Below are 22,315 nucleotides of genomic sequence, written 5' to 3'. Positions count from 1 at the left end.
TGCCGGTCCGCCCGGGGCCGGGAAGTGGGCCCGCGGCGGACCGGCACCGTCGTGCGTACGCGCCCCCGCCGCACGCCCCTATCGCACGCCCCCGCACACGACCTCGTACCAACCCTCCGCACACGACCTCGTACCAACCCTCCGCACACGACCTCGTACCAACCCTCCGCACACGACCTCGTACGGGCCGCGCGGCAAGAGACTTGTACCCGGCCTCGTACAGAGCCCTGGTACGAAGCCTCGTACAGAACCCCTCCCGCGGAGCCTGTCCGGGGCCCCGTCCGGACACCGGTCCACCCCGGTCCACCCCGGTCAGTCCCCGGTCAGTCCCCGGTCAGCGCCCGCTGACCCGCCCGTGCAGCAGCCGGGACAGCGCCGCGTGCACCTCGTCCAGCGACCGCTCCGGCTGGAAGGACTGCCAGTCCAGGGCGGCCACCAGCACCATCCCGACCAGCGCCGCCGCGGTGAGCGGAATGTCGATCTCCGCGCTCAGCTCGTCCTGCTCCACCGCCTCCGCGAGCACCGTCTCGACCACCGCGACCGCCTGCTGCCGCACCACCAGCAGCGTCTCCTGCCAGGCCCGGTTGGTCCGCCACAGCTCGGCGACGTACAGCTGGGTGAAGGCCGGATAGCGGTCGATGAAGACCAGACCGGCCCGGATCATCGCGTCCAGGGCCTCGACCTTGGTGCCGCCGCGCTCCGCCGTCTCGTCCGCGGCGGTCTGCAGCGACGAGGTCAGCAGCCCGACTCCGAACCGCAGCAGCTCCTCGAAGAGTTCGGTCTTGCTCTTGAAGTTGTAGTAGACCGTGCCCTTGGCCACTCCGGCACGCTCGGCGATCTCGTCCACCGTGGTGGCGGAGAACCCCTGCTCGGCGATGAGCACCACCGCGGCCTCGTAGAGCTTGGCCCGGGTCGCCCGGCGGCGGGTGCTGGTGCTGTCCATGGCGTCCATGGTGTCGATTCTCACAGGTCCCATCCGTTGCACGGACCGCCTTCCCGTACGGTCTCAACTGGTGATACCGGTGCGGCCGGGAACACCGGCGGCCGTACGGGAAGGCGAGGGGTCACAGGCTCAGTTCCGGGTGCAGCCGGTCCGGAGTCCAGACCTGCCTGCGCCGCGCGGTGAGCGCGGTGAGCGCCAGGGCGCCCGCGGTGAAGACCAGCAGCACCGCCGCGGCCTGCCACACCGGCTCCGTGCTCCCGCCCGTGATCAGCCGGCGCAGCGCCTCCACCACATGGGACATCGGCAGGAACGGGTGGATCGCGTTGAAGAAGCCGGGGCTGGTCTGGACGGGGTAGGTGCCGCCCGCCGAGGTCAGCTGGAGCATCAGCACCGCGAGGACCAGGATCCGGCCCGCCGCCCCGAACCGTGCGTTCAGCCACTGGATGATCGCGGCGAAGCAGCCCACGGTCAGGGCGAGGAAGGCGACCGTCGCCGCTCCGCGCACCGGGTCGAGGCCCAGCCCCCAGTGCAGGACGGCCATCAGGACGGCCACTTGGGCGAGCCCGATGGCGAACACCGGCAGCCAGCCCGCGAGCGCGATCCGCCAGGAGGACGCCCCCGCGGCCAGAGCGCGCCGGTTCATCGGCTGGATGATCATGTACGCGACCATCGAGCCGACCCAGAGGGCGAGCGGGATGAAGTACGGGGCGAATCCGGTGCCGTAGTTGGGCGCGGTGTGCAGGGAGCTGCCGGCCAGCTTCACCGGATCGGCCATCACCTCCGTACGGCGGTCACGGTCCTCCCGGCCGTAGTCGGGGATCTTCGCCGCACCGTCGGTGAGCCCGCTCGCCAGCTCCGTCGAGCCGTCGACCAGCTTGAACAGCCCGCCGTCGAGGTTTCCGGCACCCGTTTTGAGCCTGCCCACCCCGGTATCGAGTTCGGCGGAGCCCGAGGCGGCGTTCAGCAGTCCGCTGTGCAGCGCGTTGGCACCGTCCGCGACCTTCCCGGCCCCGGCGTTGAGCGCGTTGACGCGGGAGACCGCGGAGGCGAGGTCGTCGCCCAGCTTCGGCGCGCTCCTGGCCAGCTCGGCCGACTTCTTCTGGAGGTCGGCGAGCTGGGTGTCGAGACGGCCGAGGTCGGCCTGTTCGCCGCCGATCACGGTGCCGACGCGGTCGGCGACCGTACGGACCTCTGCCGCCGTGTCCCGGGCGCGCTGGAGCGCCGGGCAGAGCGCGGGGTCGGGGGCCGCGGCCCGCTCGCACTGCGCGGCGTACAGCTCGGTGAGTTCGGCGGCCGAGGTCCGCGCCTGGACGGCCGCGGGCGGGGCCGACTTCGTCAGCCGGTCGAGCTGTGTGCGCAGGGTGCCCGCGGTGTCGGAGACCTTACGGGCCGTCGCGCCGATCCCCGCCCCGCCGTCCTTGAGCTGCGGACCGGCGCCGTCGGCGAGGCCGTTGACCTTGGCCGCGAGGCTGCGGGTGCCGTCGGCGATCCGGCGCGAGCCCGATTCCAGTTCGCCCGCCCCCTCGGTGAGCCTGCTCAGTCCGCCGGACAGCTTCCCGGTGCTGTCCTTGGCGTTCTTCAGACCGTCGGCCAGATCGGCGGAGCCCTTTTTGGCCTTGCCGATACCGCCCTTCAGCTCGTCGGCGCCCTTGGCCGCCTGCTCGGTCCGGTCGTGGATATCGGAGAACGAGATGAAGATCCGGTCGAGGAAGGAGCGGGACGCCTTGGTGGAGGCGGCCGTACGCACCTCGGCGAAGACGGTCCGGGAGATCTGCCCCACGATGTAGTTGTTGGCGTCGTTCGTCCGCACCTGAAGGGCGCCGGTCTCGGGCGCATCGCCCGCACCGGACGCGATCCGCCGGCTGAAGTCCCCGGGCACGGTCAGCGAGAGGTAGTAGGTGCCGTCCTCGACGCCCTTGCGGGCCTCGGCCGCGCCGACCTCGTGCCAGGAGAAGACGTCGCTGTCCCGGAGCCCCTGGACGATCTCGTCGCCCGCGGCCACCTTCTCGCCGTCGGCCGTGGCCCCCCGGTCGTCGTTGACGAGGGCGACCGGGATCCGGTCGAGGTGCTGGTACGGATCCCAGAAGGACCACAGGTAGAGCGCGCCGTACAGCAGTGGCAGCAGCACGATCGACACGATCGCGGCCCGGGGCAGCCTTCCCCGTCCGAACCGCTTCAGCTCAAGCGCGGCCAGCTTCGGCGAGCGCATCGGCCGTCCCCTCCCCCTCGTTGTCGCCGTCGTCCTCGATGCCGGTGCCGGTGCTTGTCCTCCGGTCCGGTGCGCCGTCCGTACGGACGACGGTGGTGCACTCCTCGGTCCGCGCCTGGCTGCACACCGCGAGGACGGTGGTGCCGGAGTCCGCGACCGAACGCAGCAGTCGCCAGACGGCGATCCGGTCGGCGTCCGGGAGCTTGAGGTCGGTGTCGTCCACCGCGAGCAGCCCGGGGCGGCCGATGAGCGCCAGGGCGATCGACAGCCGCAGCGACTCCAGGCGTTCCAGATCGCGTACGGCGGTACGCCCCTCCTTCGCCAGCCCGGACCGGTCGAGGCCGGCCGCCGCCAGTGACTCGTCGATCCGGCGCCGCGCGTCCCGGGCCCCCTCGGCGCGCGGACGCAGCAGTGAGCGGAAGGGCGCGTCGAAGCGCCGCCGCAGCAGGGCCCGTTCGTGCAGATGCTCGTCGACCGTGAGCGCGGGGTCGAGATCACTCACTCCCGGTACGGGACCGAGGGCGCTGATCCGGCGTACGGCGGCCATACCGCGGGGCAGGGTGTGCCCGCCGACCTCGGCCCGGCCCTCGGTCGGCCGCATCCGGCCGGTGAGCGCCAGCAGCAGACAGGTACGGCCGGAACCGGACGGGCCCGCCAGGGCGATCAGGGAACCGGGCGCGGCTTCGATATCCACCGGACGGAAGGCCCAGCCGCGCGGGCCCTTCAGTCCCAGGCCCTCGGCGCTGACGGCCGCCCCTCCCGGGCTGTTCACATGCTCTCCCCTCAGGAGCCCGACGGTCAGTTTTTGAACTGACCGGTCAGTCCAAAAATTAGCGTGAACCGGGAACGGGCACAAAACCGCAGGTCAGGACGGATTGTCAGTGGTGGCGGCCACCATGGACACCTACGGCTATTACGCCGTCACACGACGACAGGAGGTTCGTCATGGCCCGTCACCATGCGGCCGCCGCACACCGGCGCCGCGCCACCGGCCCTGTCCCCTCACTGACCGGGCCCGCGGACGATGTGCACCCCGTGCCACGGAGTGCCTCCGCACCGCCGGCCGCCCTCGACCTGCTCGCCCGGGCCCGCGCCTGCCTGGCCGAGGCCGCCGGCCTCGACACGCCCAACGAGCGTTACGCCACCGCCCATCTCGCCGCCCTGCGCACGGCCGCCGCGGTGCTGGCCGCTCGGGGCTACCCCGAAGATCCGGTCCCGGCCGCCCCCGGCACCGCCCGGCGCCGCGGCCGCCGCGCGGGTATCCGCAGCGCCTGGGAGCTGCTGCCCGAGTCCGCCCCGGAGCTGGCCGAGTGGAGCGCCCACTTCGCGGCGGGAGCGGACCGCAGGGCCCGCGCCGTGGCAGGCATCCGCGGGGCCGCCGGACCGCAGGACGCCGACTCCCTGCTGCGCGATGCGGAGATCTTCCTCCGCCTCGCCGAACGGCTGCTGATGCTCCAGCCGGTGCTGCCCCGCCCGAGGCCGGAGCCGCCGCCCCCGGCGCCCGCGGCCGGTGAGCGGGCGGGCTGACCGGCACCGCACCGGCCGGCCGCCGGGGAAGGCGCCGGGCCCGGACCGGCGGGAAGGGGTGCGGCGTCCCGGCCCGGGGCCCCACCGGGAAGGGACGCGGCGTCCGGCGGGACAGGCCATAGGGTGGGGTTTGTCGTTCGGCACCACGAACGCCGCAGCGGCACCGCCGCCCGCACACCGTCCACCGCCCGTCCGGCCCCGCTTCCCGCGCGGCCGGACCCGCACCGCCCGAGGAGTCAACTGCCGTGCCGGACCAGGCCCCCCGTGGGGAGACCCCGACGCGTTCGCCCCGAGCCTCCCTCCGTACGTCCGTCGTATGGGAGGTGCTGAAGGAGGCCATCGACCGCCGGGCCGAAGCCACCGGATCGCCCGTGCTGGACATCCTCGACACCGGCGGCGGCAGCGGCTCCTTCGCCGTGCCCCTGGGCCGGATCGGCCACCGGGTCACCGTCGTCGACCCCAGCCCCAACGCTCTCTTCGCGCTGGAGCGCCGGGCCGCCGAGGCCGGTGTCGCCGACCGGGTCCGGGGCGTCCAGGGCGATGTCCACGGCCTCTTCGACGTCGTCGAGCCCGGAGGGTACGACGCGGTGCTCTGCCACGGCGTCCTGGAGTACGTGGACGACCCCGCCGAGGGCGTACGGAACGTGGTCGACGCGCTACGGCCCGGGGGCGCGCTCAGCCTGCTCGCCGCGGGACTCGGCGGTGCTGTGCTCGCCCGGGCCCTCGCCGGACACTTCGCCGAGGCCCACCGGGCCCTCGGCGACCCTGCGGGCCGCTGGGGCGAGGGCGACCCCGTTCCCCGCCGTTTCACCGCCGAACAGCTCACCGAGCTGGTCCGGAGCGCCGGGGCCGAGCCCGGTGCCGTCCACGGGGTCCGGGTCTTCGCCGATCTCGTCCCGGGGGTTCTGGTGGACACCCAGCCGGGGGCCCTGGACTCGCTGCTCGCCCTCGAAGCCGCCGCGGCCGAACTGCCCGCCTTCCACTCCGTGGCCACCCAGCTCCATGTACTGGCGCGGAAACCGGGCTGATCAGCGGCGCAACCGCAGACGGAGTACGCCGCGCACCCCCCGAACGAGTCGTTCGCACCGTATGATCGAGGGACACCGTCCGGCATGACGGATCGACGGCCGGGGAATCAAAGCCTCAGCAGCCGAGCCGCCGTGGCGGCCCGAACCAGCGATTTGACGTACTGACATAGAGGGCGGGTTTCACGGGGGCGATTCCCTGCCTATCCTGAAAGGGCCGCAAACGGTCGCCCCCGCGGCCGACGACTAGGAGGACTCCGTGCCGCTCTCGGAGCACGAGCAGCGAATGCTCGAGCAGATGGAGCGAGCGCTGTACGCCGAAGACCCCAAATTCGCGACAGCGCTTGAGGGAAGCGGGCTGCGTACGTACACCCGGCGACGGGTCTACCAGGCGATTGCCGGTTTCCTGGTGGGTATCGCGCTCCTCATGGCCGGGGTCGCGCAGCAGACGATCTGGATCAGCGTGGTGGGCTTCCTCGTCATGCTGGGCTGTGCGGCTCTGGCGGTCACCGGCTGGCGCAAGGCGCCCAAGCCGGGCGAGAAGCCGCCCCTGGGGGAAACACCGGGAGGAGCGGGCGCCCGTCGCCGGCCCCGCCGGACAGGTCAGCGCAAGTCGGTGATGAACCGCATCGAGGAGCGGTGGCAGCGCCGCCGTGACGAACAGGGCCACTGAGACAGTCCGCTCCTGAGACGGCACCGCCGTCCGGTGCGCCTGCCCGGCCGGAGCCGTCAGGCCCCGGGCGCCACGGCGCGGAGACGAACTCTCGACCCCGTCACCCCATGGTGACGGGGTCTTCGCATACCGCCACCGGGCCCGTCCCGGTGCGAAGGCCTCCATGAGCCGTTCCCCTCGGGGTCCCCGGCGGGTGTGCGCCGGGCTCAGTGCCCCGGCGCACCCACCCGGCGACCGTTCCGGCAGGATTCCGCAGGCGTCGCCATCGGGGCTCGCGGGCCCCCGGCTTCTCCGCGTCCGGTGGACCCACCCGCCCCCACGAGACCCGGACCCGTCCGGATCTCGTGGGGGCGGCCGCCCCGGACGGCCGCCCCCTCAGCCGCGTCCGCGGAAGGGCCTTCGCAGTCCTGGCAGACGGGCCTGCCAGGAGTCGGCCCGGTCCCGGAGCCGGCCGGTGACCGCCTGCCGACGGGCCGCGAGCGCCCAGACCACCCGGACGGACGACCGGGGGAACACCGCGGCCCGGATCCGCCCCCACCGGCCCGCACCCGCCGACAGCCCCGCCCGCACCCGGGCCACATCGTCCACGAGACCGGGCACCGGACGGGGGCCCGGTGCGTACAGCACCTGTTCCACGGCACGGGCCGTCCGGTGCACCGACTCCGCCGCCGCGCCCTCCAGCTTGCCCAGAAGCACGATCCGCACGGCCGACCGGCGGGCGGTGAGGGACTCGTCGGGCGGTATCCCGTGGTCCCACGCCAGATCGGTCACCTCCTGCCAGGCCAGCAGGGTCCGTTCGGCCGCATCCTCGTCCGTACGGCCCCGGGAGCCCAGCCGCCGGGCCGTGACGCGGATCCGCCACAGCATCGGTACCAGCGGCAGCAGAAGTGCCAACGCCGCGGCCGGTATCAGCAGGAACGGCCGCCAGGACGGCGGACCGCCCGAACCGGTGACCGCGCCCTCCCCGGCCGTGGCGCTCCCGGCGCACTCACCGCGCTGCCGCACGTCCGCCGGGCAGCTGTCCGAGGCGGACACGGTCGGCGCGGGCGCCTGCGACGCCGTCTCCCGCGGCTCCGACGGAGCCGCGGACTCCTCCGCCGAGGGGGAGTCGGGAAGGCTGTAGTCGGGGGCGCTGCCGATGCTCGGCGTCGGCTCGAACCGGGTCCACCCCACACCTTCGAAATACAGTTCGGGCCAGGCATGGGCGTTGCGGTTGCTCACCGACATCGAACCGTCACCGCGCGCGGTGCCCGGGGTGAAACCGACCGCGACCCGGGCCGGGATGCCCAGCGTCCGCGCCATGGCCGCCATGGAGGCGGAGAAATGGACGCAGAAGCCTTCCTTGTCCCGGAGGAAGCGGGCGATGGCCCCGGTACCGCTGCCCGAGTTCACATCGGTGTCGTAGGTGAAGCCGCCGGTCGTGGTGAACCACTCCTGGAGCCGTACCGCGGCGTCGTAGTCGCTCTCGGCGCCGGCCGTGACCTGGCGGGCGGTCTCCTCGACGACGCTCGGCAGCGAGGGAGGCAGCCTGGTGTACTCGGTGGCGATGTCCGCGGGCGGCGCCGGGGACGTCGCGAGCTGCTGGGCCGTCGGCTGCACCAGCAGACTCCGGATCGTGTACTCCAGGTCCCGGGTGTTCTGGCCCCGGTCACCGACCAGGGAACGCCCCTCCGGCTCGAAGCGCCACCGCCCTTCGGCGCTCACCCAGGCCGCGGGGAAGGGCATCGGCAGCCAGTCCTGCGCGTACGAACCGGCGGCGCTGATGCTGGTCTCGACCTCCTGGGTGCGGACCGATGAGCTGAGGCCCTCGGGCCGCGGCAGCCGGTCCGGCAGATCCTCCACATCGCGCTCGGACTGCATCCACTGGGAACCGTCGAACCGGTCGAGTGCGACCAGCCTGAGGTACATGCCGTTCGTGTCGGCGGCGTTCGTCCGGTAGCGCAGCCATTCGCGTTCGGCAGGCTGGTTCAGACTGTTCTGCAGCGACACCATCGGGTTGACCGCGCTGATCGTGCCGTTGCCGGAGCCGGAGCCGTCGGCCCCGCCGAGGTCCGACAGCAGACCGCCGTCGAGCGTGGGCAGCGCCAGCGGCACCACCAGGGCGATACCCAGCGCCAGCACACCGATCCGGCGGCCGGTGCGCACCGGCACCCCCGGAGTGCCCCCGCTGCCGAAGGCCCGCTCGCCCCGCTGCGGGGCCGACGGTGTCCCGGAGAAGACCCGGCCCCACTGGGAGAGCCGGTCCCGGCTCTCCGCCAGCAGGAGCAGCAGATACCCGGACGCGGCGAGCAGGAACCACAGGGCGCTCGCGGCACCCCCGGCCAGTCCTGCGGCCACGGAGTACAGCGCGAGCAGCGGCAGCCCGGCGGGAGCCGCGCTGCGGAACGTCACCGCGATCGTGTCCACCATGAGCCCGATCACCAGCACGCCGCCGACCAGCATCAGCCGGATGCCCTCGGAGGCGGGCGCGGGTATTGCATACCGCTCGATGTCCTGCCCGCCGATGCTCATGAGTTCACCGAACCGGACCAGCGTGTCCGGCCCCGGCACCACTCCCAGCAGGGCCCGGTCCCCGGCGAAGACCAGGGTGAGCAGCATCAGTGCGGTCAGGGCCTGAGCGGCGACGGTCAGCGCGGACGGCAGCGGCAGCCTCCGCGCCAGCGCGCCCACCCCGCTCTGCACCGCCAGCAGGAATGCGGCCTGGACCAGCCAGCCCGGCGAGTCGACCAGTGGCAGCAGCGCGCCGGCCGCCATCAGCGTCGCGGCGTACGCGCAGAGCGCGAGCCGCCCCCGGCCGCTCATCGGTGCCCCCCGGCCTTCAGCGCGGGACCGGATCCGAACGGCCCGGGCCCGGCCGGGCCGCCCACGGCCTCGGCCCGCTCCCGGGCGGCCTGCTCCCAGAGCGCGGGCAGCCCCGTACCCGGCGGCACCGCCAGCGCGGTCCAGCCCGCCTCGCGCAGTATGCGCAGCGCGTTCCCGGTCTCCCCGCTCATGGCCCCGCCCGTCCATGTCTCACCGTCGAGGAGGAAGGCGACGGCGGTCGCGCTGCGCTGCCGCATCCGGGCCACCAGCGCCGCCTGCTCCTCGTCGAGATCGCCGAAGAAGGCGATCAGCAGCCCCTCGGCGCCGTCGCGGAGCACCTCGTACGCGGATTCGACGCCCTCTCTTTCGGAGTGGTCGACCACCGCCAGCACATCCATCAGCAGCCCCGCCGATTCGGCGCTTTCCACGGCCGTCCCCGAGAGCCCGCCCCCGGCGGAGTCGGCCCCTCCGTGCAGCGGGCTGCCCTCGTCCGTCAGCAGCCGTACCGCATAACCCTGCGTCAGCAGATGCATCAGTACGGACGCCGCACCGGACACCGCCCATTCGAAGGCCGCGTCCGGACCCACCCCCCGGTAGGCGATGCCCCGGGTGTCGAGCAGGACCGTGCAGCGAGCCCGCCGGGGCTGCTCCTCGCGGCGGACCATCAGCTCGCCGAAGCGCGCGGTGGAGCGCCAGTGGACCCGGCGCAGATCGTCCCCGTGCCGGTAGGGGCGGGGGATGGTGTCGTCGTCGCCCGCGAGCGCGAGGGCCCGCAGCCGTCCGTCGCCCTGACCTGCACCGTCGCCCAGCAGCGGCACGGCGGGCAGCTCCTCGGTCCGCGGAACGACGGTGAGCTGGTCGAAGGCGGTGAACGAGCGGGTCAGCTCGCACATGCCGAACGGGTCGTTCAGCCGCAGCTGGAGCGGGCCGAGCGGATAGCGGCCGCGGAGGTCGGAGCGGACCCGGTACGAGACCTCGCGCCGGCCGCCGGGCTCCAGCCTGTCCAGCACGAACCGGGGCCGCGGCCCCAGCACATAGGGCACATGGTCCTGGAGCATCAGCAGCCCGGTGGGCAGCTTCGACACATTGTCCATCCGCAGATGCACCCGGGCCTCCGAACCGGCGGCCACCCGGGCGGGGGTGAGCCGGCGGCTGCCCGCGACCCGGTAGCGGGTGCGGTAGAGGACGGTGGCGCAGACCAGCGGCAGTACGGCCAGCAGCAGGCCGACCCGGAGCAGATCCTCCTGCCCGAGCACATAGGCGCACACCCCGGCGGCCAGCCCGGCGGCGACGAAGGACCGGCCGCGCGTGGTGAGCCCGGCCAGGGCGATCCGGACCGCCCCCTTGCCCCGGTCGCCCGGTGCCCGCCCGGGGCCCTCCTCGTCGGCTGTGCCCCGTACCTGGCCCGCGGCGGCGGGATCCCGGTCCGGCATCAGAGCCGCCGGTTGCCGGGCCGCTGGCCGTAGAGCGGCGCGGTCCGGCCGCCCGTACCGAACGCGGTCTCGGTGCCGTCGGCCGCCGGGACCGGGGTCCGCTGGAGGATCTCCAGCACGATCTGCTCGGCCGTTCTCCGGTTCAGCTGGGCCTGTGCGGTCGGCAGCAGCCGGTGCGCCAGCACCTGAACCACCAGCGCCTGGACGTCGTCCGGCAGGGCGTAGTCCCGGCCGGAGAGCGCGGCCTCGGCCTTGGCGGCGCGCAGCAGATGCAGGGTGGCGCGCGGCGATGCACCCAGCCGGAGGTCCGGATGGCTGCGGGTGGCGGCGACCAGTTCGACCGCGTACCGCTGGATGGACTGGGCGACGTGCACTTGGCGCACGGCCTCGATGAGTTTGACGATGTCATGGGCGTGGGCCACCGGCTGGAGGCCGTCCAGAGGGGACGCCCCGCCGTGGATCCCCAGCATCCGCAGCTCGGCGTCCGCGCTGGGATAGCCGATGGACACCCGGGCCATGAAGCGGTCCCGCTGGGCCTCGGGCAGCGGATAGGTGCCCTCCATCTCCACCGGGTTCTGGGTGGCGACCACCATGAAGGGGCTGGGCAGTTCGTAGGTGATCCCGTCGACGGTGACCTGGCGCTCCTCCATCGATTCCAGCAGCGCCGACTGCGTCTTCGGCGATGCCCGGTTGATCTCGTCGCCGATCACGAACTGGGCGAAGATCGCGCCCGGCTTGAACTCGAAGTCCCGCTGCTGCTGGTCGAAGACCGATACGCCCGTGATATCGGACGGCAGCAGATCGGGCGTGAACTGGATGCGCCGTACCGAACAGTCGAGTGACCGTGCCAGGGCCTTGGACAGCATGGTCTTGCCCACGCCCGGCACGTCCTCGATGAGCAGATGCCCTTCGGCCAGCAGGACGGTCAGCGACAGCCGTACGACCTCCGGCTTGCCCTCGATCACGCTCTCCACCGACCTGCGGACACGATCCGCGGTCGCGGTCAGATCCGTGAGACCAGTTCGCTCGTCATAGGTCGTCACCCGGCCCTCCTCGGCCCTTTCCCGGCCGGGGACACACATTGGCCCGGCCCACCCCGAGGCACCCAGCCCCGGTCTGTACCCGGGGGGTGCCCGTACCGGCATTCTTGTTGCCGTCGGCGTGTCGTGTCACTTGCCTGTGGACAACCGCAGGAGTTTTGTCGGATTGGCCGTTTTTTCCCGCGGTGTTCGACGCGTCACACGCACACTCCTCACACGTTGATCACCCGGAAAACGGTTCCGGGGGCACGGATTCCGGTGGCCGGTGGCCGGTGGCCGGTGGCCAAGGCCGGGTCCGGTAGTCGGCCGTGCGCGGTCCCCGGACGCGCGACCGCCCCGCCGGAGCACTCCGGCGGGGCGGTCGCGGCCCGCTACTGCGCCGGGTCGATCTCCCTCAGCAGCCCGCTCTTCACGTCGAAGACGAACCCGCGGACATCGTCCTTGTGCCGCAGGAACGGCGAGGTCCGCACCCGCTGCATCGACTGGCGTACGTCCTGGTCGACATCGCGGAACGCCTCGACCGCCCACGGCGGACGCTGCCCCACCTCGTCCTCCAGTTCGTGCCGGAAGTCCTCGGTCAGTGATTCCAGCCCGCAGCCGGTGTGGTGGATGAGGATCACGCTGCGGGTGCCCAGCGCCCGCTGGCTGATGGTCAGGGAGCGGATGACGTCGTCGGTGACGACTCCGCCCGCGTTGCGGATGGTGTGGCAGTCGCCCAGGTCGAGCCCGAGCGCGGCGTGCAGGTCGAGCCGGGCGTCCATGCAGGCGACGACGGCCACCTGCAGTACGGGACGGGCGTCCATCCCGGGGTCCTTGAAGTCGGCGGCGTAGCGCTGATTCGCCTCCACGAGGCGATCGGTGACCTGTCCGCCGGTACGCGTCGGTCCGGGGGAGGGGTGCGCAGAAGTCGTCATGTCGACGACGGTAACGGGGACCGGCGTCCGGGGCTCGTCGTGAGAGTGGACAAAGAACATCAACAACGCTTGTTGTGAGGTAACCCACAGAGGGGGTGCGCGGCCATCCGTTCGAGTGAATTGCGCGGTCGGAGGGGGCCCGCGCCACGCCGTCAACCGGTTGATTGACCGGGATGGGCCGTGGACTAGAGTGGCGCGCAGTCCACCGGCTCAACCCGTTTCACGACCGTACGTCCGTACCGTCCGGCGGACCCCGAAGTTCCGTCCGGTACACCTCCCGCATTCCCGCATTCCCGTATTTCCGTATTCCTGTACTTCTGTACATCCCCGCGTGTGCGGACTGCGCACGGCTCGGCCTTCCTCTCCAGCTCGCCGGTCGCACCAGCCCCGCGCCGGATCCTGAGAGGGCCCCTTGAGCAATACCCGACACGTCCCGGTAATGCTCCAGCGGTGCCTGGACCTGTTGGCGCCCGCCCTCGAAGGGGCCGGCGACCGGGAAGCGGTCGTCGTCGACTGCACCCTCGGCCTCGGCGGACACAGCGAGGCGCTGCTGAACCGGTTCCCCGCCGTCAGGCTGGTCGCGCTCGACCGCGACCCCGAGGCGCTGAGACTGTCCGCCGAACGCCTCGCGCCCTTCGGCGACCGCGCCGTGCTGGTCCATGCGGTCTACGACGAACTGCCGCAGGTGCTCGACCGGCTCGGGGTCCCCGAGGTCCAGGGTGTCCTCTTCGACCTCGGGGTCTCCTCCATGCAGCTCGACGAGGCCGACCGCGGTTTCGCCTACGCCCAGGACGCTCCCCTGGACATGCGGATGGACCAGACGACGGGGGTCTCCGCCGCCGAGGTCCTCAACACCTACCCGCCCGGCGAGCTGGTGCGGATCCTGCGGATGTACGGCGAGGAGAAGCAGGCCAAGCGGATCGTGTCCGCGGTCGTCCGGGAGCGGGAGCGGGAGCCCTTCACCACCAGTGCCCGGCTGGTCCAGCTGATCCGGGACGCACTGCCCCAGGCCGCCATGCGTACCGGGGGCAATCCGGCCAAGCGCACCTTCCAGGCTCTGCGGATCGAGGTCAACGGCGAGCTGAGCGTGCTGGAGCGGGCCGTTCCGGCGGCCGTACGGGCGCTCGCCGTCGGCGGCCGGATCGCCGTGCTGTCATACCACTCGCTGGAGGACCGGCTGGTCAAGCAGGTCCTCACGGCGGGTGCCGCGACGACGGCGCCGCCGGGACTCCCCGTCGTCCCCGAGGAGTACCAGCCCCGGCTGAAGCTGCTCACCCGGGGCGCCGAACTGCCGACGGAGGAAGAAGTGGCCGAGAACCGCCGGGCCGCCTCGGTGCGTCTGAGGGGGGCGGAGCGCATCCGCAAGGACGTGCGGTGAGTCGTACCATCCACAGCCCCGCACCGGACGGACCGCGGGACGGACCGGGCGGGGGGAACGGCCCCCGGCCGGCCGGTGACATCCGGGACACGGCCGACGGGAGGACAGGGTGAGCACAGCGGGCAAACAGCTCAGGGGACGCGCCGCGAGACTCGCCCGGCTGATGCCCGCGGGCCCCAGCAACGCCGCCCGTACCCCCTTCGTCCTGCTGGTGGTCGTCCTCCTCGGCGGCGGGCTGATCACCCTGCTGCTGCTGAACTCGTCCCTCAACGAGGGCTCGTTCGAACTGAGTGAGCTGAAACGCAAGACGACCGAGCTGACCGACGAACAGCAGGCGCTCCAGCGCGACGTGGACAGCCGGTCCGCACCCGACGCGCTGGAACGCCGGGCCGCGGAGCTGGGCATGGTCCCCGGCAGCGGCCCCGCCTTCGTCGACCCGGACGGAACGGTCCGGGGCGTCCCCGGCCGGGCCTCGGCCCCGCCCCCCGAACCGGAGCCCTCCGCCTCCGCCACGGGCACCCCGTCGGGCACTCCGACCGGACCCGGCCCGCTCACCGGCCCCGGCCGGTCACCCGCCCCGCCCACCGCCCCGGCCGACGAGTCCGCGCCGTCGGCCCCGACGCCCCCCGGCAGGTGACGCAGTGCCCTCCCACCAGGAACCCCGCCCGCGGCACGGTGCGCGCGACCGGGACACCGCGCCGCCCCGGGGCCGCGTACCCGGACCGGCCCCCCGCCCCGCCCCCCGGCGCACCGGCGGACCGCAGCGCCCCGGCGGCCCCCGCGGCGATACGAAGCACCTGCGCCTCGGCAGCCCCCGCCCCCGGCTGCGTCTCGTCGGCTTCGGTCTGACCCTCGTCATGCTGGCCTTCGTGGTCCGCCTCCTCCAGGTCCAGGCCGTGGACGCCGAGGCGTACGCGGCCAAGGCCGAGAAGAGCCGCTACCTCAGCGTCCGGCTCGCCGCCGAGCGCGGGGACATCACCGACCGTGCCGGAATCGCGCTGGCCACCAGCGTCGACGCCTATGACATCACCGCCGACCCTAAGATGTTCACCCCCGAGGAGAGCAAGGTCGGCAACGCCCCCGAACAGGCCGCGGCGCTGCTCTCCCCGATCCTCAAGGTCCCGGCGCCCGAACTGGTGAAGAAGCTGCGGACCCCCAAGTCCCGCTACACCGTCCTGGCCCGCCGCCAGACCCCCCAGGTCTGGAACCAGATCAAGGACCTGCGGAGCGTCTTCGCCGAGAAGGCCCGTGACAACAAGCCGGAGGGCGGCCCGGGCGTCAGCGTCCTCGCCGGGGTCTTCCAGGAGCCCAGCAGCCGCCGGGTCTATCCGAACGGCGAACTCGCCGCCGGGGTACTGGGCTATGTGAACGCCTCCGGCCGCGGCGGCGGCGGTCTGGAGTCCATGCTCGACCAGCAGCTCGCCGGGCAGGACGGCGAGGTCACCTACGCCCAGTCCGGCGGCCGCCGGGTACCCACCGCGGGCGGCACCCGCGAGACCCCCGCCGTGCCCGGCTCCGACATCGAGCTGACGATCGACCGCGATATCCAGTGGGCCGCCCAGAAGGCGATCAGCGACCAGGTCGCGAAATCCCGCGCCGACCGCGGATACGTGGTGGTCCAGGACACCCGGACCGGTGAAATCCTCGCCATGGCCAACGCCCCCGGCTTCGACCCGGGCGACCTGAGCCGCGCCGACCCCGCCGGCCTCGGCAACGCCGCGCTCCAGGACGCCTACGAACCCGGCTCCACCGCCAAGGTCATCTCCATGGCCGCCGTGCTGGAGGAGGGCGCCGCGACCCCCGACACCCATGTCGTGGTGCCCAACCGGCTCCACCGCGGCGACCGGCTCTTCAAGGACGACATCGACCACCCCACCTGGTACCTGACCCTCAACGGCGTCCTCGCCAAGTCCAGCAACATCGGCACCATCCTGGCCACCGGCCAGCTGGGGAAGACCCAGCCGGAGGCCAACCGGGTGCTCCACTCGTATCTGCGGAAGTTCGGCCTCGGCAGCCCCACCGGGCTGCGCTACCCGGGCGAGACCTCGGGCATCCTCGCCCCTCCCGCGAAATGGTCCACCTCCCAGCAGTACACGATCCCCTTCGGACAGGGCCTCTCCCTCAACGCCGTCCAGGCCGCCTCCGTCTACTCGACGGTCGCCAACGGCGGCGTCCGCATCGACCCCACGCTGGTCCGCGGCACCAAGGGCCCCGACGGGCGGTTCACCGCCGCCCCCGCCCCGGGGAAGACCCGGGTCGTCAGCGAGCGGACCGCCACCACCCTGGCGAAGATGCTGGAGTCCGTCGTCGGCGACGAGGAGGGCACCGGAACCAAGGCCCGTATTCCCGGCTACCGGGTCGCCGGCAAGACCGGCACCGCCAACCGGGTCGACCCGGAGCTGGGCCGCTACCGCGGCTACACCTCCTCCTTCGCCGGATTCGCCCCCTCCGACAAGCCCCGGATCACGGTCTACTGCGCGATCCAGAACCCCACCCGGGGCAGCTACTTCGGCGGCCAGATCTGCGGCCCCATCTACCAGAAGGTCATGGCGTTCGCCCTGAAGACCCTCCAGGTCCCGCCGACCGGGGCCGAGCCCGCCGGGCTGCCCGTCACCTTCGACCCGGGCGACTGACCGGAACGCACCCCCGGCGCCACCGTCCGCCGGACCCCAGACCCAGACCCGAGGTAATCCCAGTGCCACCAGTGACGACGATCACCCCCGAACCCGGGAACCACGGACCCGAGCGGACCTCTTTTGGCTCCCCGCACACCGAGCCCGGTACGCTCACCGCCGTGCCCCACCCTGATCAGTACGGAAACACCGCCCGGCCCTCCCCGTCCGCAGCCGCCCCGCCGTCGCAGCCGGGAGCGCCCCGTCCGGACCGGACCCGCCCCACCCCCCTCGCGGAACTGGCGGCCCTGCTCGGGGTGAGCACCCCGGAGCCCCCACCGGGCGGCGGCCCCGTCGAGGTCACGGGCATTACCCACGACTCCCGCGCGGTACGCCCCGGTGACCTGTACGCCGCCCTGCCCGGCGCCCGCGTCCACGGCGCCGAGTTCGCCGGCCAGGCCGCCGCGCTGGGCGCCGTCGCCGTCCTCACCGATCCGGCGGGTGCCGACCGCGCCGCCGCGGCCGGGCTGCCCGCCCTCGTCGTGGACGACCCCCGCGCCCGGATGGGCGCCCTGGCCGCCGAGATCTACGGACGGCCGGGCGAGGCACTGCTCCGCATCGGCGTCACCGGCACCTCCGGCAAGACCACCACGACCTTCCTGATCGAAGGCGGTCTCCGGGCCGCCGGACGCACCACGGGCCTGATCGGCGGAGTGGAGACCCGGATCGGCGCCGAGAGCGCCGCATCCGAGCGCACCACCCCCGAGGCCACCGACCTCCAGGCCCTCTTCGCGGTGATGCGCGAACGCGGCGTCGAAGCCGTCGCCATGGAGGTCTCCAGCCACGCCCTCGTGCTCGGCCGGGTCGACGGCTGCGTCTTCGACGTCGCGGTCTTCAACAACCTCAGCCCGGAGCACATGGAGTTCCACTCCGATATGGAGGACTACTACCGGGCCAAGGCGGTGCTGTTCACACCCGCCCGCAGCGTCCGGGGCGTGGTCAACCTCGACGACGCATGGGGCCGCAGGCTGGCCGGGGAGGCGACCGTACCGGTCACCACCTTCTCCGCCGAGGGCGATCCGGACGCCGACTGGCGCGCCGAGGACGTCGAACTCGGCGCCGTCGGCTCCACCTTCACCGTCGTGGCGCCCGACGGGACCCGCATCCCCGCCACGGCCCCGCTGCCCGGACCGTTCAACGTCGCCAACACCCTCGCCGCCGTCGTCGCCCTCGCCACCGCCGGGACCGACCCGCGGACGGCAGCCGACGGCGTCGCCGCCGTCCCCGGCGTCCCCGGCCGGCTGGAGCGGGTGGACGCGGGCCAGCCGTACCTGGCCGTCGTCGACTACGCCCACAAGACCGACGCCGTCGAATCGGTCCTCCGCTCCCTGCGCAAGGTCACCAAGGGCAGGCTGCACATCGTCCTCGGCTGCGGCGGCGACCGCGACACCACCAAACGCGCCCCCATGGGCGCAGCCGCCGCCCGCTACGCCGACACGGCCGTCCTGACCTCGGACAACCCGCGCTCCGAAGACCCCCTGGCCATCCTCGCCACCATGCTCTCCGGAGCCGCCACGGTCCCCGCCCATGAACGCGGCCGGGTCCTCGTCGAGGCCGACCGGGCCGCGGCCATCGCCGCCGCCGTCGCCCGCGCCGAGCCCGACGACACCGTCCTGGTCGCCGGAAAGGGCCATGAGCAGGGCCAGGACACCGCCGGAGTCGTCCGGCCCTTCGACGACCGGGTGGTACTGCGCGACGCGATTCGCGCCACCTCCGCCGCATCGCACGAGACCCCCCGGGGATGACCCAGTGATCACCCTCTCCCTCACCGACATCGCCGCAGTCGTCGGCGGGCAGCCGCACGACATACCGGATCCGGACCGCACGGTCACCGGACCCGTCGTGATCGACTCCCGGGCCGTCGTCCCCGGCGCCCTGTTCGCCGCCTTCGCGGGCGCCAGCACGGACGGCCACGACTACGCCGCCCGGGCCGTCGCCGACGGCGCCGCCGCCGTCCTGGCGACCCGGCCCGTCGGCGTACCCGCGATCGTGGTGCCCGATGTCACCGCCGCGCTGGGCGCCCTCGCCCGCCACGTCGTCGAAAGCCTCGGCGCCACCACCGTCGCGCTCACCGGCTCCGTCGGCAAGACCGGCACCAAGGACCTGATCGCCCAACTGCTGGCGCGCAAGGGCCCCACGGTCTACCCGGAGGGCAATCTCAACAACGAGATCGGGCTGCCGCTGACCGCGCTCCGCGCCGATGCCACCACCGAGCACCTCGTCCTGGAGATGGGCGCCCGGTACGTCGGTGACATCCGCTATCTGACCGAACTCGTCCCGCCGCGGATCTCCGTCGTCCTGAACGTCGGCACCGCCCATATCGGCGAGTTCGGCGGCCGGGAGAAGATCGCCGAGGCCAAGGGCGAGATCGTGGAGGCCCTGCCCGCCGACGGAACCGCCGTCCTCAACGCCGACGACCCCCTCGTCCGGGCCATGGCCGACCGTACCCGCGCCCGCGTCGTGTACTTCGGAGAGTCGCCGAACGCCGCCGTCCGCGCCGAAAATGTCCGGCTCACCCGGCAAGGTCGGCCCGCCTTCACGCTTCACACCCCCACCGGGTGCGGCGAAGTGACCATGCGGCTGTACGGTGAGCACCACGTGTCGAACGCGCTCGCCGCGGCCGCCGTCGCCCATGAGCTGGGCATGCCCGTCTCCGAGATCGCCGACGCGCTCTCCGAGGCCGGCACCCTCTCCCGCTGGCGCATGGAGGTCACCGAGCGACCGGACGGCGTGACGATCGTCAACGACGCCTACAACGCGAACCCCGAGTCCATGCGGGCGGCGCTGCGCGCCCTGGCCGCCATGGGACAGGACGCACAGAGCCGGGGGGGACGGACATGGGCGGTGCTCGGTCTCATGGCGGAGCTCGGTGACGAGGCGCTCGCCGAGCACGACGCCGTCGGACGGCTCGCCGTCCGGCTCAACGTCAGCAAGCTCGTTGCAGTCGGGGGCAGGGAAGCGTCCTGGCTGCAACTGGGCGCATATAACGAGGGTTCGTGGGGTGAGGAGTCGGTGCACGTGTCCGACGCACAGGCGGCGGCCGACCTGTTGCGCAGTGAGCTGCGCCCAGGAGACGTCGTGCTGGTGAAGGCGTCCAGATCTGCCGGTCTGGAACGGCTCGCGCAGACGCTGATTGACGACGCGGCGGTGGCCGCGGACGGGCGGGGTGCCGGTCGATGAGGCAGATCCTCTTCGCGGGGGCCATCGGCCTCTTCCTGTCGCTCGTCGGTACGCCGCTGCTGATCAAACTGCTGGCCCGCAAGGGCTACGGGCAGTTCATCCGGGACGACGGCCCGCGTACCCACGGCAGTAAGAAGGGGACGCCCACCATGGGCGGTATCTCCTTCATCCTGGCCACGCTGATCGCGTACGCGCTCGCCAAGGTCTTCACCGGCGGTGAGGTCACCTACTCCGGTCTGCTGGTCCTCTTCCTGATGGCCGGTATGGGGCTCGTCGGCTTCCTCGACGACTACATCAAGATCGTCAAGCAGCGGTCGCTCGGTCTGCGGGCCAAGGCGAAGATGGCCGGGCAGCTCATCGTGGGCATCGCCTTCGCCGTCCTCGCGCTCCAGTTCAAGGACGCCCGCGGGAACGCCCCGGCCTCGGAGAAACTCTCCTTCATCACGGACTTCGGCTGGACCATCGGCCCGGTGCTGTTCGTGGTCTGGGCCCTGTTCATGATCCTCGCCATGTCCAACGGCGTGAATCTGACGGACGGTCTGGACGGTCTGGCCACCGGCGCATCGGTGATGGTCTTCGGCGCCTACACCTTCATCGGCCTCTGGCAGTTCCAGGAGTCCTGCGCCAACGCGACCACGCTCACCAATCCGGACGCCTGTTTCGAGGTCCGCGATCCGCTCGACCTCGCCGTGGTCGCGGCCGCCCTGATGGGATCCTGCTTCGGCTTCCTGTGGTGGAACACCTCACCCGCCAAGATCTTCATGGGCGACACCGGCTCCCTGGCCCTCGGCGGCGCGCTGGCCGGTCTGGCGATCTGCTCCCGTACCGAACTGCTGCTCGCCATCCTCGGCGGCCTCTTCGTCCTGATCACCATGTCCGTGGTCATCCAGGTCGGCTCCTTCAAGCTCACCGGGAAACGCGTCTTCCGGATGGCCCCCCTCCAGCACCACTTCGAACTCAAGGGGTGGTCCGAAGTCCTTGTGGTGGTCCGGTTCTGGATCATCCAGGGCATGTGCGTGATCGTCGGTCTCGGACTCTTCTACGCGGGCTGGGCGGCGGACAAGTGAGTACGCGTGAGGATCTCGCGGGCCGGCGGGTCACCGTCGCCGGGCTCGGGGTCTCCGGAATCCCGGCCGCCCGGGTGCTGCACGGGCTCGGGGCGCTCGTCACCGTCGTCAACGACGGCGACGACGAGCGCGCCCGGGAGCAGGCCGCCGTGCTGGCGGCCGAGGGCATCACGGTCCGGCTCGGCGACGGCGACACCCTCCCCGAGGGCACCGAGCTGATCGTCACGGCCCCCGGCTGGCGGCCCGACAAGCCGCTGTTCGCCGCGGCCGCCGCGGCGGGCACGGAGATCTGGGGCGATGTCGAGCTGGCGTGGCGGCTGCGGCGCCCGGACTCGGCCCCCTGGCTCGCCGTCACCGGCACCAACGGCAAGACCACCACGGTCCGGATGCTCGCCGCCATCCTGGAGGCGGCCGGACTGCGGACGGCCGCCGTCGGCAATATCGGCGTCTCCCTCCTCGACGCGGTCCTCGCGGAGGAGCCGTACGACGTACTCGCCGTCGAACTCTCCAGCTACCAGCTCCACTGGGCGCCCTCGCTGCGCGCCCACTCGGCCGCCGTGCTCAATCTGGCGCCCGACCATCTCGACTGGCACGGCTCCATGGAGGCGTACGCCGCCGACAAGGGCCGGATCTACGAGGGCAACACGGTCGCCTGCGTCTACAACACAGCCGATCCGGCGACCGAGGACCTGGTGCGCGAGGCCGATGTGGCCGAGGGCTGCCGGGCGATCGGCTTCACCCTCGGCACCCCCGGCCCCTCCCAGCTCGGGATCGTCGAGGGCATCCTGGTCGACCGGGCCTTCGTCGAGAACCGGCAGCAGCAGGCCCAGGAGCTGGCCGAGGTCGCCGATATCGACCCGCCCGCCCCGCACAACATCGCCAACGCCCTCGCGGCGGCCGCCCTGGCCCGTGCCTACGGCGTCCCCGCGAGCGCGGTCCGCGACGGGCTGCGGGCCTTCCGCCCCGACCCGCACCGGATCGAGAAGGTCGCCGATGTCGACGGGGTCGCCTACATCGACGACTCCAAGGCCACCAACACCCACGCGACCGAGGCCTCCCTCGCGGCCTATGACCCGATCGTGTGGATCGCCGGAGGTCTCGCCAAGGGCGCCACCTTCGACGAACTGGTGGCCGGATCCGCCGGCCGGCTGCGCGCCGCGGTGCTGATCGGCGCCGACCGGGCCCTGATCGCCGAAGCCCTCGCGCGACACGCCCCCGATGTCCCGGTCGTGGACCTCGACCGGACGGACACTGGGGCGATGGCGGCGGCGGTCCGTGAGGCGGCGCGGCTCGCCCGGCCGGGGGACACCGTCCTGCTGGCCCCGGCCTGTGCCTCGATGGACATGTTCACCAATTACAACAAGCGGGGCGAGGCCTTCGCGGAAGCGGTCCGCACCCTCGCCGCCGAGCGCGCCTGACCGGCCCGACCTGTGCGTCCGGTGTGCGCCCCGA

17 protein-coding genes are annotated in these 22,315 nt (G+C 72.7%); 10 read left to right on the top strand and 7 right to left on the bottom strand.

The window, feature by feature from the left end; all coding sequences use genetic code 11:
* Positions 1-334: 334 nt before the first annotated feature.
* The 3 genes from ACIQ9E_RS19320 to ACIQ9E_RS19310 all read right to left on the bottom strand — a co-directional run bounded on the left by ACIQ9E_RS19320 (position 335) and on the right by ACIQ9E_RS19310 (position 3,924).
* On the bottom strand, positions 335-943 hold the full coding sequence (locus ACIQ9E_RS19320) for a TetR/AcrR family transcriptional regulator (protein ID WP_403708838.1): 609 nt from the start codon (positions 941-943) through the stop codon (positions 335-337).
* A 121-nt stretch (positions 944-1,064) separates the two neighbouring features.
* The gene (locus ACIQ9E_RS19315) at positions 1,065-3,152 is read right to left on the bottom strand and encodes a YhgE/Pip family protein (RefSeq protein WP_403708526.1); all 2,088 of its coding nucleotides are present in this window, start codon (positions 3,150-3,152) and stop codon (positions 1,065-1,067) included.
* On the bottom strand, positions 3,124-3,924 hold the full coding sequence (locus tag ACIQ9E_RS19310) for an ATP-binding cassette domain-containing protein (protein ID WP_403708524.1): 801 nt from the start codon (positions 3,922-3,924) through the stop codon (positions 3,124-3,126). Before ACIQ9E_RS19310 ends, ACIQ9E_RS19315 begins: the two co-directional genes overlap by 29 nt.
* A gap of 173 nt (positions 3,925-4,097) precedes the next feature.
* Between ACIQ9E_RS19310 and ACIQ9E_RS19305 the strand changes: the two genes are divergently transcribed.
* From ACIQ9E_RS19305 to ACIQ9E_RS19295, 3 genes are all read left to right on the top strand, one after another.
* Positions 4,098-4,679, top strand: coding sequence for an SAV_6107 family HEPN domain-containing protein (locus ACIQ9E_RS19305; RefSeq protein ID WP_403708522.1), 582 nt, complete (start codon positions 4,098-4,100; stop codon positions 4,677-4,679).
* 245 nt (positions 4,680-4,924) lie between these two features.
* The gene (locus ACIQ9E_RS19300; protein ID WP_403708520.1) at positions 4,925-5,707 is read left to right on the top strand and encodes a class I SAM-dependent methyltransferase; all 783 of its coding nucleotides are present in this window, start codon (positions 4,925-4,927) and stop codon (positions 5,705-5,707) included.
* Between the two features lie 256 nt (positions 5,708-5,963).
* Positions 5,964-6,377 carry a DUF3040 domain-containing protein gene (locus ACIQ9E_RS19295; protein WP_403708518.1) on the top strand — a complete coding sequence of 138 codons (414 nt, stop codon included), beginning with the start codon at positions 5,964-5,966 and terminating at the stop codon, positions 6,375-6,377.
* A 375-nt stretch (positions 6,378-6,752) separates the two neighbouring features.
* On the opposite strand, the gene ACIQ9E_RS19290 is transcribed toward ACIQ9E_RS19295, so the two are convergent.
* From ACIQ9E_RS19290 to ACIQ9E_RS19275, 4 genes are all read right to left on the bottom strand, one after another.
* Positions 6,753-9,179: a DUF3488 and DUF4129 domain-containing transglutaminase family protein gene (locus ACIQ9E_RS19290; RefSeq protein ID WP_403708516.1), complete on the bottom strand. Its 2,427-nt coding sequence runs from the start codon at positions 9,177-9,179 to the stop codon at positions 6,753-6,755.
* A complete protein-coding gene (locus tag ACIQ9E_RS19285; protein WP_403708514.1) occupies positions 9,176-10,612 on the bottom strand; it encodes a DUF58 domain-containing protein in 1,437 nt (478 codons plus the stop codon). The genes ACIQ9E_RS19290 and ACIQ9E_RS19285 overlap by 4 nt, the downstream gene beginning before the upstream one ends.
* Positions 10,612-11,655 (bottom strand): AAA family ATPase, encoded by a 1,044-nt coding sequence (locus ACIQ9E_RS19280; RefSeq protein ID WP_403708512.1) that lies wholly within the window; start codon positions 11,653-11,655, stop codon positions 10,612-10,614. Before ACIQ9E_RS19280 ends, ACIQ9E_RS19285 begins: the two co-directional genes overlap by 1 nt.
* A gap of 368 nt (positions 11,656-12,023) precedes the next feature.
* Entirely contained in the window at positions 12,024-12,566 is a 543-nt protein-coding gene (locus ACIQ9E_RS19275) for a beta-class carbonic anhydrase (RefSeq protein WP_403708510.1), read from the bottom strand.
* A gap of 412 nt (positions 12,567-12,978) precedes the next feature.
* On the opposite strand from ACIQ9E_RS19275, the gene rsmH reads away from it, so the two are divergent.
* The 7 genes from rsmH to murD all read left to right on the top strand — a co-directional run bounded on the left by rsmH (position 12,979) and on the right by murD (position 22,281).
* Positions 12,979-13,944 carry a 16S rRNA (cytosine(1402)-N(4))-methyltransferase RsmH gene (rsmH, locus tag ACIQ9E_RS19270; RefSeq protein ID WP_403708508.1) on the top strand — a complete coding sequence of 322 codons (966 nt, stop codon included), beginning with the start codon at positions 12,979-12,981 and terminating at the stop codon, positions 13,942-13,944.
* Positions 13,945-14,053: 109 nt separating this feature from the next.
* The gene (locus ACIQ9E_RS19265) at positions 14,054-14,581 is read left to right on the top strand and encodes a septum formation initiator family protein (RefSeq protein ID WP_403708506.1); all 528 of its coding nucleotides are present in this window, start codon (positions 14,054-14,056) and stop codon (positions 14,579-14,581) included.
* 4 nt (positions 14,582-14,585) lie between these two features.
* Positions 14,586-16,577, top strand: a complete 1,992-nt coding sequence (locus ACIQ9E_RS19260) for a peptidoglycan D,D-transpeptidase FtsI family protein (RefSeq protein WP_403708504.1) — start codon at positions 14,586-14,588, stop codon at positions 16,575-16,577.
* A 71-nt stretch (positions 16,578-16,648) separates the two neighbouring features.
* Complete coding sequence (locus ACIQ9E_RS19255) at positions 16,649-18,361, top strand: UDP-N-acetylmuramoyl-L-alanyl-D-glutamate--2,6-diaminopimelate ligase (RefSeq protein WP_403708502.1); 1,713 nt, start codon at positions 16,649-16,651, stop codon at positions 18,359-18,361.
* A gap of 4 nt (positions 18,362-18,365) precedes the next feature.
* Positions 18,366-19,796 carry a UDP-N-acetylmuramoyl-tripeptide--D-alanyl-D-alanine ligase gene (gene murF / locus ACIQ9E_RS19250; RefSeq protein WP_403708500.1) on the top strand — a complete coding sequence of 477 codons (1,431 nt, stop codon included), beginning with the start codon at positions 18,366-18,368 and terminating at the stop codon, positions 19,794-19,796.
* Positions 19,793-20,863 carry a phospho-N-acetylmuramoyl-pentapeptide-transferase gene (mraY, locus tag ACIQ9E_RS19245; RefSeq protein WP_403708498.1) on the top strand — a complete coding sequence of 357 codons (1,071 nt, stop codon included), beginning with the start codon at positions 19,793-19,795 and terminating at the stop codon, positions 20,861-20,863. The genes murF and mraY overlap by 4 nt, the downstream gene beginning before the upstream one ends.
* Positions 20,860-22,281 carry a UDP-N-acetylmuramoyl-L-alanine--D-glutamate ligase gene (gene murD, locus ACIQ9E_RS19240; protein WP_403708496.1) on the top strand — a complete coding sequence of 474 codons (1,422 nt, stop codon included), beginning with the start codon at positions 20,860-20,862 and terminating at the stop codon, positions 22,279-22,281. Before mraY ends, murD begins: the two co-directional genes overlap by 4 nt.
* Positions 22,282-22,315 lie beyond the last annotated feature (34 nt).

It is taken from the genome of Streptomyces sp. NPDC094448 (genome assembly GCF_044763775.1).
Classification (GTDB): Bacteria; Actinomycetota; Actinomycetes; order Streptomycetales; family Streptomycetaceae; genus Streptomyces.
The sequence above is the reverse complement of the archived record's forward strand: the minus strand, read 5'-3'. Positions and strand labels throughout refer to the sequence as shown.